Annotated in this window: 14 protein-coding genes; all 14 read left to right on the top strand. The window is 71.4% G+C overall.

Features of this window, described 5'->3' with window-relative positions; genetic code table 11:
• Positions 1 to 229 precede the first annotated feature (229 nt).
• Positions 230 to 1420 carry a PP2C family protein-serine/threonine phosphatase gene (locus ACWEVO_RS16840; RefSeq protein WP_452308446.1) on the top strand — a complete coding sequence of 397 codons (1191 nt, stop codon included), beginning with the start codon at positions 230 to 232 and terminating at the stop codon, positions 1418 to 1420.
• 45 nt (positions 1421 to 1465) lie between these two features.
• Positions 1466 to 1930, top strand: a complete 465-nt coding sequence (locus tag ACWEVO_RS16835) for a MarR family transcriptional regulator (protein WP_452308445.1) — start codon at positions 1466 to 1468, stop codon at positions 1928 to 1930.
• Between the two features lie 311 nt (positions 1931 to 2241).
• On the top strand, positions 2242 to 2883 hold the full coding sequence (locus ACWEVO_RS16830) for a CDP-alcohol phosphatidyltransferase family protein (protein ID WP_452308444.1): 642 nt from the start codon (positions 2242 to 2244) through the stop codon (positions 2881 to 2883).
• Positions 2880 to 3824 carry a DUF881 domain-containing protein gene (locus ACWEVO_RS16825; RefSeq protein WP_452308443.1) on the top strand — a complete coding sequence of 315 codons (945 nt, stop codon included), beginning with the start codon at positions 2880 to 2882 and terminating at the stop codon, positions 3822 to 3824. Before ACWEVO_RS16830 ends, ACWEVO_RS16825 begins: the two co-directional genes overlap by 4 nt.
• Positions 3821 to 4153, top strand: coding sequence for a small basic family protein (locus ACWEVO_RS16820; RefSeq protein ID WP_452308442.1), 333 nt, complete (start codon positions 3821 to 3823; stop codon positions 4151 to 4153). Before ACWEVO_RS16825 ends, ACWEVO_RS16820 begins: the two co-directional genes overlap by 4 nt.
• Before the next feature lie 10 nt (positions 4154 to 4163).
• Positions 4164 to 5114: a DUF881 domain-containing protein gene (locus ACWEVO_RS16815; RefSeq protein ID WP_452308441.1), complete on the top strand. Its 951-nt coding sequence runs from the start codon at positions 4164 to 4166 to the stop codon at positions 5112 to 5114.
• A 57-nt stretch (positions 5115 to 5171) separates the two neighbouring features.
• The gene (gene gcvH, locus ACWEVO_RS16810; RefSeq protein ID WP_452308440.1) at positions 5172 to 5552 is read left to right on the top strand and encodes a glycine cleavage system protein GcvH; all 381 of its coding nucleotides are present in this window, start codon (positions 5172 to 5174) and stop codon (positions 5550 to 5552) included.
• Between the two features lie 224 nt (positions 5553 to 5776).
• Entirely contained in the window at positions 5777 to 6229 is a 453-nt protein-coding gene (gene odhI / locus ACWEVO_RS16805) for an oxoglutarate dehydrogenase inhibitor Odhl (protein WP_007071101.1), read from the top strand.
• A 50-nt stretch (positions 6230 to 6279) separates the two neighbouring features.
• A complete protein-coding gene (ftsR, locus tag ACWEVO_RS16800) occupies positions 6280 to 6981 on the top strand; it encodes a transcriptional regulator FtsR (protein ID WP_452308439.1) in 702 nt (233 codons plus the stop codon).
• Between the two features lie 212 nt (positions 6982 to 7193).
• Complete coding sequence (locus ACWEVO_RS16795) at positions 7194 to 7658, top strand: bifunctional nuclease family protein (protein ID WP_073833177.1); 465 nt, start codon at positions 7194 to 7196, stop codon at positions 7656 to 7658.
• 211 nt (positions 7659 to 7869) lie between these two features.
• Positions 7870 to 8454 (top strand): MerR family transcriptional regulator, encoded by a 585-nt coding sequence (locus ACWEVO_RS16790; RefSeq protein WP_452308438.1) that lies wholly within the window; start codon positions 7870 to 7872, stop codon positions 8452 to 8454.
• A gap of 492 nt (positions 8455 to 8946) precedes the next feature.
• The gene (locus tag ACWEVO_RS16785) at positions 8947 to 9336 is read left to right on the top strand and encodes a group I truncated hemoglobin (RefSeq protein WP_452308437.1); all 390 of its coding nucleotides are present in this window, start codon (positions 8947 to 8949) and stop codon (positions 9334 to 9336) included.
• 2 nt (positions 9337 to 9338) lie between these two features.
• Positions 9339 to 10505, top strand: coding sequence for a globin domain-containing protein (locus tag ACWEVO_RS16780; RefSeq protein ID WP_452308436.1), 1167 nt, complete (start codon positions 9339 to 9341; stop codon positions 10503 to 10505).
• Positions 10502 to 11250, top strand: a 749-nt coding sequence (locus ACWEVO_RS16775; protein WP_452308435.1) for a DivIVA domain-containing protein, incomplete at its 3' end; no start/stop codon positions are given. The genes ACWEVO_RS16780 and ACWEVO_RS16775, both read left to right, overlap by 4 nt.

Raw genomic sequence — 11250 nt, 5'->3', positions numbered from 1 at the left:
CGCCGAGCGCTTCATCGCCACCCTGCAAGGCTGAAACATCTTCAGAGCAGTTCCCGGAGGAGGGGTTCATAGTGGGAGCAACCAAGGCGGTCACGTCCGGCGTTCGTGCAGCTCAGCGCGCATGGCCGGGTCGGGGTGCCAGCGGCCCGGCCGGCCGGGCGGAGCCGGGGCGTCCGGCTTTCAGCCGCCCTCCGTATGATGCTTGCCCTACAGCAATAGTCCTCGGAGGATGAGCATGCCGCACGGGCCCGGACAGGTGGCGCGCGCACTGCGCGCGGCGCCGCCCGACCAGTTGGCGGAGACCGCCGACCGGGCGCTCCGTACGGCGCTCGGCGCCTCACGGGCCGAGGTCTTCATCGCAGACTACCGGTTCAGCGGCCTCTGGCCGGTGCTCGACCCGGACCTGCCCGAGGGCGGCTCGCTGACCCGCCAGGGCGTGGCGCAGCGCTGCTTCAGCAGCCAGCAACCGGTGCTCGACGCCGGCGAGGACGGCCGCTGCCGTGCCTACCTGCCGCTGTCGGTCTGGGGGGAGCGGCTCGGGGTGCTGCTGGTCGAGCTGCCGGGGTCGCCGGCCGCGCCGGCCGTCGAGGCGATGCGGGACGCGGCGGACGAGCTGGCGGTCGCGCTGCGCGCCGCCGACCGGGAGACCGACCGCTACCGGCGGGTCCGCCGGCGGGAACGGCTCAGCATGGCCGCCGAGATGCAGTGGGACCTGCTGCCCGGCCGCAGCGTCACCCATGGCGACTTCGTGCTGGCGGGACAGCTGGAACCGGCGTACACGATCGGCGGTGACCACTTCGACTGGTCGGTGGACGGGGACCGGCTCACCCTGACGGTGCTCAACGGCACCGGCAGCGGCCTGGCCGCCTCCATGCTGACCGCGGTCACCGTGAACGCCATGCGCAACGCCCGGCGCTCGGGCGGCAGCCTGGTGGAGCAGGCCGAGCTGGCCTCGGACACGATCTTCTACCAGCACCGGGGGAGCCGGCACGTGGCGACGCTGCTGCTGGAGCTGGACACCCGGCGCGGGGTGGTGCGGGCGGTGGACGCCGGGTCACCGCACGTGCTGCGGCTGCGTGGCGGCACGGTCAGCCCGATCGCGCTGGAGCAGCAGCTGCCGCTGGGCATGTTCGCCGAGACCAGGTACGACGTGCAGGAGTTCGCCGTCCAGCCGGGGGACCGGCTGTTCGTGGTGAGCGACGGGGTGTACGCCGCACAGCCGGATGGCCAGGAACGCTACGGGGATCGGGCCATGGCGCGGGCGATGCGGTCCACTCGGTTGCAGCCGGCGACCGAAGCAGTTGGTACGGTGATGCGCGAACTGCACGCGTACCACGCCGACGCGGATCTCCGTGACGACGCGGTCGTCGTCTGCCTGGACTGGCGCGGTTCCAGCCCGGTCGACGCGAGCGGGCGGTAACCGGACCGGCGGGAAACACGAGCGGGACGAGCCCAGGGGACAGCGGTGGAGCGACCTCCGAATCTTGCCGCAGCCATCGACGCGGCTGCCGACGCGCTCATCGGTGTGCTCGACTCCGCCACCGCACGGCACAACGTCGTCTCTCCGACGCAGCTGCGCGTGCTCTCGCTGATCGTCGCGCACCCGCACAGCAACGTGAACCGGCTGGCCGAGCTGCTGGACGTGGTGCCCTCCTCGGCGAGCCGGCTCTGCGACCGGCTGGAGGCGGTCGGTCTGCTGCGCCGGGTGGCCGATCCCCGCGACCGGCGTGAGGTGCGCCTGCTGCCCACGGCCGCCGCGGAGACCCTGCTGCAGGAGTTGAAGGAGCGGCGCCATCACGCGGTCCAGGCGGTGCTGGACCGGATGCCCAACCGGGTGCAGCACGAGCTGTTGCTGGCGCTGCTGGCGTTCAGCCAGGCGGCCGCTGTCACCACGCCGGTCGACACCGACTCGGCCGCCCGGACGGCCTGAGCCGCACGGGTCCAGGTGTCCATCTCAGCGGCTTCCCGCCAACCCGCTAGTGTCCTAGGACGCCTTACAGGGTGTGTGGCGCCACACACAGAAACGACGACCCCGACGCGGAAAGCAGGCCCCGAAACGGGGCAGCGGGGCCCGATATAGTGGCAGCGCAACTGGCCGGCCCACGGGTCGTGGGCCGCATCGGGGAGGTCCCAGCCCGGGATCGCAGAGGGCGCCGGCGCTGACCGGCCGGCAACGCGCACGAGCCTGGAGGAGCGGCCGATCACGGTCGGCCGCCGGAGCGTGCTGCGAAGGGAGGTTCGGTGTCGCGTCGGCCGGCTCCGTCGGAGCACCCCGCTCCAGGCGGTACGACGGCGGTCGTGGGGGACCGCGTCCTCACCCTGCCCAACCTGATCAGCTTCGTCCGGCTCGTCGGCGTGCCGCTCTTCCTCTACCTCTTCCTGGTGGTGCGCGCCGACGTGGCGGCGATCGTGGTGCTGGCGATCGGTGGCACCAGCGACTGGGTGGACGGCTGGGTGGCGCGCCGGATGCAGCAGGTCAGCCGGCTCGGGGAGCTGCTCGACCCGCTGGCCGACCGGCTCTACATCCTGGCCACGCTGCTGGCGTTCACCGCCCGCGAAGTGGTGCCGTGGCAGTTCACCGCCGCGCTGCTGGCCCGCGAGCTGTTGCTGCTCGGGTCGCTGGGGGTGCTGCGCCGCTACGGGTACGGCCCGCCGCCGGTGCACTACGTGGGCAAGACCGCCACCTTCCTGTTGCTGGCGGCGTTCCCGACCCTGCTGCTGGCCGCGTCCGTGCCGGACGCGGCGACGGTGGCCGGCGCCATCGGGTGGGGGCTGGCCTGGTGGGGTCTGGTGCTCTACTGGGTGGCCGGGGCGATGTACGTGGTGCAGGCGAGCCGGCTGGTGCGGGCGATGCGGGAGCGGCGGGCCGGGGTGGCGACGTGAGCGCGCCGGTCCGGGACGGCCGGGACCCGTCGGCGCGGGTGTACGCGCCGGACTTCCTCACCGAGTTGTTTCGCAACCCGCTCGACCCCGGTTACGCCGACGCGGCGGCGCGGCGGCGGACGGTGCCGATGTCGCGGGTGCGGCGGGTGCTGGGGCGTCCGGTCAGCCTGGTGGTGATCGTGGTGATCGGGTTCCTGTTCGCGGTGGCGTACCGGGAGACGATGGCGGAGGAGCCGGGCCGGGCGAAGGCCCGAGCGGGGTTGATCGCCGAGATCAAGCAGCGTGAGGCGGAGACGGACCGGCTGACGGCGCGCGCGGACCAGCTGCGCGAGGAGGTGGGCCGGGAGCGCGATGCGGCGCTGAGCGGCTCGCAGGCGTCGCGGTTGCGGAGCCTGGAGGCGGGGACCGGGCTGGGCCGGGTGCGCGGTGACGGTGTGGTGGTCCGGTTGGCCGACGCGGCGCAGGACAAGGACGCGGTGACGGGGGCGGATGCCGGCCCGTCCCGGGTGTTGTACTCCGACCTGCAGAAGGTGGCGAACGCCTTGTGGGCGGCGGGCGCGGAGGCGGTGGCGATCAACGGGCAGCGGTTGACGGCGACGTCGACGATCCGTTCGGCCGGTGAGGCGATCCTGGTGGACTACCGGCCGGTGACGAGCCCGTACGAGGTGTCGGCGATCGGTCCGGGGTCGATGCGGGACCGGTTCGAGGGCAGCCGGGCGGCCGGTCTGATGCGTGAGGTGGCGAAGGCCACCGGGTTGTCGTTCGGGGTGAAGGAGGCCGAGGGCCTCACCCTGCCGGCAGCGCCGCAGCCGCGGCTACGCTACGCCGAGCCCTCGGTGAGTCCGAGCCCGTCGCCGTCGGGTTCGGGTGTCGCCGGTTCGACCAGTCCGGGGCCGTCCGGCTCGCGGACGTCTCCCAGCCCCTCCGGAGGTGGCCGATGATCGCGGTGGTGGCGTTGCTCGCCGGTGTGGTGCTCGGGGTGTATCTGGACCCCACGGTGCCGGCGGCGTTGCAGCCGTACCTGCCGATCGCTGTCGTGGCGGCGTTGGACGCGGTGTTCGGCGGGGTGCGGGCGAAGCTGGACCGGATCTTCGACGACAAGCAGTTCGTGGTGTCGTTCATCTCGAACGTGCTGGTGGCGGGTCTGATCGTCTACCTGGGTGATCAGCTCGGGGTGGGTGGCCAGTTGTCGACCGGTGTGGTGGTCGTGCTCGGGGTGCGCATTTTCGGGAATGTGGCGGCGATCCGTCGGCACCTGTTCCGGGCGTAGGTTGAGGGCGATGAGCGAGGAGCACAGGGAGACGGGGACGGGGTGGCCGGTTCCGGCACAGCCGGGGCGGCCGACGGGTCCGGCGGGTGAGCCGGATCCGCGCCCGGACGCGCCCGATCCGGACGAGTTGAGCCCGTTGGCGCCGGCGGAGCCGGAGCCGGAGCCGGTGGCACCGGCCGAGTCGGAGCCGGAGCCGGCGGTGGATGTGCCGCCGGTGGAGGAGTCGGCGGGTGACGGGCCGGTGGCGGAGCCGGCGCGGGCGGCGCGGCGGTGGACGTCGGCCGGGGCGATGATCGCGGTGTTGCTGGCGTTGCTGGGGTTCACCCTGGTGGTGCAGTTGAAGACGACGTCGACGGATCCGACTCTCGCGGCGACGCGGGAGGAGGATCTGGTGCGGATCTCGTCGGATCTGGATTCGCGGGAGCGGCGGCTGCGGCAGGACATCGAGGCGTTGGAGGAGAGCCAGCGCCAGTTGCGCTCGGGCGCGCAGGGTCGTCAGGCGGCGCTGGATGAGGCGACGCGGCGGGCGGACGAGCTGGGAATTCTGGCGGGTACGTTGCCGGCGGTGGGTCCGGGCCTGGTGGTGCGGTTCGAGGGGCCGGAAAAGGCGATCTCGTCGGCGCGGATCCTGGACGCGGTGCAGGAGTTGCGGGGCGCGGGCGCGGAGGCGATGCAGATCGCGGGGTCGGACGGGACGGCGGTGCGGATCATCGCGTCGACGTATTTCGTGGACGCCGGTGGCGGTGGTCTGGTGGTGGACGGGCGGCGGTTGGCCGGTCCGTTCACGATCACGGTGATCGGTGATCCGGCCACGATGCGTACGGCGTTGAACATTCCCGGCGGGGTGGTCGCGTCGGTGCGGGATGCCGGCGGTAACGTGACGCCCGAGGATCGTGAGGCTGTGGAGGTTTCGCAGCTGCACGCGCCGATCAAGCTGGATCACGCCCGGCCGGTTTCCTGACCGGCCGCGGCCGCGCCGGTTTCGTGCCGGTGCACCGATGGATGAAGGACGCAGCTGGTGATTCCTGAGGATCTGCGGTACACCGCCGAGCACGAGTGGGTGACCGGTGGTGACGGCGGTGCCGTCCGGGTTGGTATCACGCACTTCGCGCAGGACGCCCTGGGTGACATCGTGTTCGTGCAGTTGCCGGACGCGGGTGCGGTGGTGGCGGCGGGTGAGCCGCTGGGTGAGATCGAGTCGACCAAGAGTGTGTCGGAGATCTACGCGCCGGTGAGTGGGACGGTGGCGGCGCGTAATGAGGCGCTGGCCGACACGCCTGAGGTGATCAACACGGATCCGTACGGTGCGGGGTGGTTGTTGGAGATCACCCCGGATGATCCGGCGGCGGTCGAGGGTCTGTTGACCGCTGGTGCGTACCGCGAGCTCACTGAGAGCTGAGTTGTCGTTCCGCCCGGGTGCGCGGGGTGCTGTCTCCGCGCGTCCGGTTGCCCTGCATTTCGGCGCTGGCTAGGCTCGCCCAGTCGACCGAGAACCCAATAGTTGAGCGTTGTGGAATGCGCCTTCCCGGGCACGGGGAGCCAGCCGCCGGGTGTGGTTCTGCCCGGCGGCCAGACCCGCCATTACCCCGACGCCGACCGAAACAGATCCGTGAGGTGGTCCCCATGACGCGGCCAGACGACGAGTTCCCCCCACTCGACGTCACTTCGACGCTCAATCTCGGTTCGCTCGACGAAGTGCTGGAGGGGCCGGACACCGATGTGGTGCCGAGCCGGATGTCCGGTTCGTTGCCGCCGGGTATGGCGCTGCTGGTGGTTCGTCGGGGTCCGAACGCGGGTGCCCGGTTCCTGTTGGATCACGATGTGACGACCAGCGGGCGGCACCCCGACAGTGACATTTTCCTCGATGACGTGACGGTTTCTCGGCGGCACGCCGAGTTCCACCGGGACGGTGGCACGTTCACGGTGCGGGACGTGGGCAGCTTGAACGGGACGTATGTGAACCGGGAGCGGGTCGAGGCGGCCACGTTGAGCAATGGTGACGAGGTGCAGATCGGTAAGTTCCGGGTGGTGTTCATCGCCGGTCCGCGTCCGGAGGAGGAGGCCGGCCGGGGGTGAACGAGCCTGCGGCTTCGACGCCGCCTGGGGCGGCGCGTTCCACCCCGCTGATGAGTATCGGTGAGGTGTTGGCGCAGCTGCGGGTGGAGTTCCCGGACGTCACGATCTCGAAGTTGCGGTTTCTGGAGGCCGAGGGCCTGGTGGAGCCGCAGCGGACGCCGGCGGGTTATCGGAAGTACAGCTGGGACGATGTGGCGCGGTTGCGGTTCGTGTTGACCGCGCAGCGGGACCAGTATCTGCCGTTGCGGGTGATCCGTGACCAGTTGGCGGAGTGGGACGCGTCGGGTGCGGCGCCGGGTCGGCAGCGGCCGGCGTTGGTGGCGGTGGGTCCCGCTGGTGAGGTGCCGGGTCGGGAGGTGGAGGAGTCCGCCGAGTCGTCGGAGACGCGGCTGGGGCGGGCTGATCTGGTTTCCCGGAGCGGCATCGACGAGTCGACGTTGGTGGAGTTGGAGCGGCTCGGTGTGCTGGTGTCCGACCCGCCGGGGTGGTATGACGCGGATGCGTTGATCATCGCCCGGGCGGTGGCCGGGTTGGCGGCGTACGGGTTGGAGCCGCGGCATCTGCGGGCGTACCGGACGGCGGCGGATCGGGAGGTCGGTCTGTTCGCGCAGTTGGTGGCGCCGTTGGCGCGGCAGAGTGATCCGGCGGCGCGGGCCCGGGCGGCGGAGACGGCGCGGGAGTTGGTGGCGTTGTCTCAGCAGTTGCACGCGGCTCTGGTGCGGGTGGGGCTGCGGTCGACGTTGGGTCGCTGAGGTGTGTGGGGCCGGGTGTCGTGGGGGCGCCCGGCCCTGTTGCGTCCGTGGGCGCGGAAAGATCTGTTGCGGGAAGCGTGTCGTAGGCTTGCCGGGGTAACCCCTTTCCGGCGGGGCGTGGTGCACGTAGCGCATGGGACTCTCGTGTCGCGGTCCGTGTACCGTGCAGGGAAGGGCGCGGTGCGTTAGGCGACGACGACACGGAGGCGGCGGTGCGCGAGCTGAGCGTGGTCGGAGTTCGGGTGGAGCTGCCCAGCAACCAACCGATCGTCCTGCTGCGGGAGGTTGAGGGGGACCGCTATCTGCCGATCTGGATCGGCGCGGTCGAGGCGACGGCGATCGCCTACGAGCAGCAGGGGGTCAAGCCGGCGCGGCCGTTGACGCATGATCTGTTGCGGGACGTGTTGGCGGCGTTGCAGGCGCCGTTGCGGGCGGTGGAGATCACCGAGCTGAAGGAGAACGTCTTCTACGCCGATCTGTTGATCGGTGACGGGGTTCGGGTGTCGGCGCGGCCGAGCGATTCCATCGCGTTGGCGTTGCGGGTGGGGGCTCCGATTCGTTGTGCGGAGCAGGTCCTCAGTGAGGCGGGGATCGTGATCCCGGACGAGCAGGAGGACGAGGTGGAGAAGTTCCGGGAGTTCCTGGAGCAGGTGCGTCCGGAGGACTTCGCGGGCTGAGTGGTGCCGGGCCGGTGGGCCCGGCGGGCGCGGTGGCGGCTGTCGCGGTTGCGGCGGTGGGCCGGTGTTGGTGATCTTCCTGGTGGCTGCGCGGCGTGTCGTGGTGCTTCCTGTTCGGTAAGTGCCGGGGGCCGCTATAGGGTTGCCGGTGTCGAGGGGTGCACGTACGGGGAGACGGCGTGTCACCGCACTGGGCGGGGAGGTTGTCCGGATGCACGAGCCGCGGGATCCTGGTCCGAGTTCGGAACGGCAGCAGCCGGAGCCGGTCGTTGACGGTGAGGTGGGTTACCGGGGGGTGACCGCCTGTTCGGCGGTGGGCATCAGCTACCGGCAGTTGGACTACTGGGCCCGGACCGGTCTGGTGGTGCCGAGCGTGCGGGACGCTTCGGGGTCGGGGACGTCCCGGTTGTACTCCTTCCGCGACCTGGTGGTGTTGAAGGTCGTGAAGCGGCTGCTGGACGCCGGGGTGTCGTTGCAGAACATCCGCAAGGCGATCGAGGCGTTGCGGTCGCGTGGGGTGGAGGATCTGGCCGGCATCACGTTGATCTCCGACGGCACGACCGTGTACGAGTGCCGGTCGCCGGAGGAGGTGGTCGACCTGTTGCAGGGTGGCCAGGGGGTGTTCGGCATCGCGATCGGTGGCGCGTTCAAGGAGATCCAGGGTTCGTTGTCGCATCTGCCGGCGGAGCCGGTGGGTGGGCAGGAGCCGGCGGCGCCGGCGGATGAGCCGGCCGAGGCGACGGAGTCGGTGGGGGACGAGTTGGCGGCGCGCCGGGCGCGTCGCCGGGCGGGTTGATCCGCCTGTCGTCCGTTCCGTGGACCGCGACGCGCCCAAATGGGTAGGTCGCGGTCCACTTTTTTGGTTACCGGGTGTGTTTGCCGGGGCGGCTCCGGCCGGGGGCCGGCGGGTGCTGCGGGCGGCGCCGGGTGGCGTTTCGCGCATGCCGGAGTGTGCGCAGGTGACGTGGTGGGTCCGGGGGCCGGTGGGGGTCGGGTGGGCGAGTGTCCGGAAAGGACCGGTGTCGACCCCGGCGGAGGCCGGGTTTCGACGCAGCGTCGCGGCCCGAGTGCAGGACGTGACCGCCGCCACCCCCGATGCTGACTGTCCGTAGTTGACGGTTGTCGGGAACAAGACAGGGCAGGGGTGAACCGTTCGGGCGAGCACGCTATGGTCCGACACGGCCGCTTGCGCGTGGCTGTTCTGGCGGACTCTGTCGTGCGGCGCGCGCCGGCTGCCGTTGCCCCTCCGCGGTCCCGGCCGCGTACCCCTCCCGGAAGGAAACAACCGATGACGGTGACGGAAGAGACCACCCCGACCTCGCACTACGAGCGGATCGGCGGCGCCGCGGCGGTGAAGGCGGCTGTGGAGCTGTTCTACGACAAGGTGCTGGCCGACCCGGAGCTGGCCGGCTACTTCACCAACGTGAACATGCCCGAGCAGCGCCGGCACCTCGCGCTGATGCTGGCCGTGGTCCTGGGCGGCCCGAACGAGTACGCCGGCCGTGGGCTGGCCGAGGCGCACAAGCCGCTGAACATCCCGCCGGCGCACTACGCGCTGGTCGGTGAGCACCTGACGGCGACGCTGTCGCAGCTGGGCGTGCCGGCGGACATCATCGCCGACGTGCAGGTCGTGCTGGGCCAGGTGCGGGACCAGGTCGTGTCCGTGGGGAACGCCTGAGCGTGGACGCGGCACGGCTCAAGCGGAGCTGGTCCCTGGTCGCCGCGCACGGCGACCAGGTGCCGCTCTACTTCTACTCGACGCTGTTCCTGGCGTACCCCGAGACGCGGCAAATGTTCCCGACGAACATGGCCGGTCAGCGGGACCGCCTGGTGTCGGCGTTGGGGCACATCGTGTCCCATGTGGACCAGGTGGACCGGCTCGTCGGGTTCCTGCAGGAGCTGGGCGCGGATCACCGCAAGTTCGCGGTGCGTCCGGAGCACTACCCGGCGGTCGGTGAGGCGCTGGTGGCCACGTTGCGGCATTTCCTCGGTGAGGAGTGGACCGAGGAGCTGGCCACGGACTGGACGGCCGCGTACGGGCTGGTCTCGCAGGTGATGATCGAGGCGGCGCAGTCCGCGGAGTCGGTGTCCCCGCCGTGGTGGGTGGCCGAGATCCTCGGGCACGAGCGGCGCACGTTCGACGTGGCGGTGTTGACGCTGCGGCCGCAGTACCTGCTGCCGTTCACGCCGGGCCAGTCGATCGGGGTGTCGCATCCGGCGGCGCGGACGTGGCGGTACTACTCGCCGGCGAACGCTCCCCGTCCGGACGGGACGCTGGAGCTGCACGTGCGGGCGACGCCGGGTGGTGTGGTGTCGTCGCGGCTGGTGTACGGGTGTTCCGTCGGTGACCAGATCCACCTGGCCTCGCCGGTGGGTGACCGGTTGACGTTGTGGCCGGCCGGGTCGTCGGACCTGCTGCTGCTGGCCGGCGGCACGGGTTGGGCGCCGGTGAAGGCCCTCGTCGAGCAGGTCGCCGCCGAGGGTGGGGGCCGCCGGGTGGACCTGTACGTGGCCGCCCGGTCGCGGATGGAGTTCTACGACAACGACGCGATCGACAAGCTGGCGGCGTCGCACCCGTGGTTGACGGTGACGTACGTGGTCGGGATGGATCCGCTGCGTCCGGGCGAGTTCGTGCAGGTGGCGGACCGGGCCCTGGCGGACGGGGACTGGCGGTCGCGGCACGTGTACGTGTGTGGTTCCGACGAGATGGTGAGCCACTCGCTGGCGGCGCTGACCCAGGCTGGTTTCCACGCCGACCAGGTGCACCACGAGGGTTTCGGCAAGCACTGGTACGGGCCGGCCTGGCGGACCGCGACCGCCCCTGAGGAATCCGGAGGTGTCCGGTGAGCGCGACCCCGATCAGCAGGTACGAGAGTGGACAGTTCACCGGCGGGGTGCAGGTGCGCCTGACCGCGGACCGGGTCCGCCGGTGGGAGTTCGACGCGGCGTCGTTCACCCGGCGCGGCTACGACCACGCCGACGTGGACCGGTTCAAGCTGCAGGTGGCCGACGAGCTGGACCTGCTGGCCACGCAGATCGCCAACCTGCGGGCGGAGACCGAGCGGCTGCAAGATCACCTGGAGCTGCACCGGCACGGGGTGATCCCGAGCACGGATCCGGCGGCGACGCTGCCGGCGGCCAAGGAGGTCAACCTGCTGTCGGCGGCGCAGCGGGAGGCGGAGCAGATCATCGCCCAGGCGCACGACTACGCGCGGCGGGTCGCCGAGTACGCCCAGATGCAGTACGAGAGCTACATGCGTGCCGCGGCGGAGGAGGCGAAGCAGGAGGCCGAGCGGGCGGTGGCGCAGTACCGCAGCACCGCCGGCCCGAACTTCGACGACTCGGTGGCGACGCGGGAGGCGCTGCGGATCTTCGGCGAGATGATGATCTCGCACATGCGGGCGGCGGCGCGGCACCTGGACGACGGCTCCGAGCAGTTGGCGCGCACGATGGAACGGATCGCCCGGGAGGTCACCCCGGTCGGGGCCGGGCAGGCGCAGCAGGCGCTGCCCCGCCACCAGCTCTGTTTTTTGCGCTGGGCGAGCCGCACGGCCGCGCGCGCGCCCCCCACAAACTCGGTGGCCGCGGTGGA

The organism is Micromonospora sp. NPDC003776, from assembly GCF_053605645.1.
This window is presented reverse-complemented; position numbering and strand designations above follow the sequence as displayed.

Excerpts from the sequence above, each read along its gene's own strand:
- ACWEVO_RS16785 (WP_452308437.1), top strand. The coding sequence starts at position 8,947 with ATGACGGTGACGGAAGAGACCACCCCGACCTCGCACTACGAGCGGATC.
- ftsR (WP_452308439.1), top strand. The coding sequence starts at position 6,280 with ATGAGTATCGGTGAGGTGTTGGCGCAGCTGCGGGTGGAGTTCCCGGAC.
- odhI (WP_007071101.1), top strand. The coding sequence starts at position 5,777 with ATGACGCGGCCAGACGACGAGTTCCCCCCACTCGACGTCACTTCGACG.
- ACWEVO_RS16815 (WP_452308441.1), top strand. The coding sequence starts at position 4,164 with ATGAGCGAGGAGCACAGGGAGACGGGGACGGGGTGGCCGGTTCCGGCA.
- ACWEVO_RS16790 (WP_452308438.1), top strand. The coding sequence starts at position 7,870 with ATGCACGAGCCGCGGGATCCTGGTCCGAGTTCGGAACGGCAGCAGCCG.
- ACWEVO_RS16840 (WP_452308446.1), top strand. The coding sequence starts at position 230 with ATGAGCATGCCGCACGGGCCCGGACAGGTGGCGCGCGCACTGCGCGCG.
- ACWEVO_RS16820 (WP_452308442.1), top strand. The coding sequence starts at position 3,821 with ATGATCGCGGTGGTGGCGTTGCTCGCCGGTGTGGTGCTCGGGGTGTAT.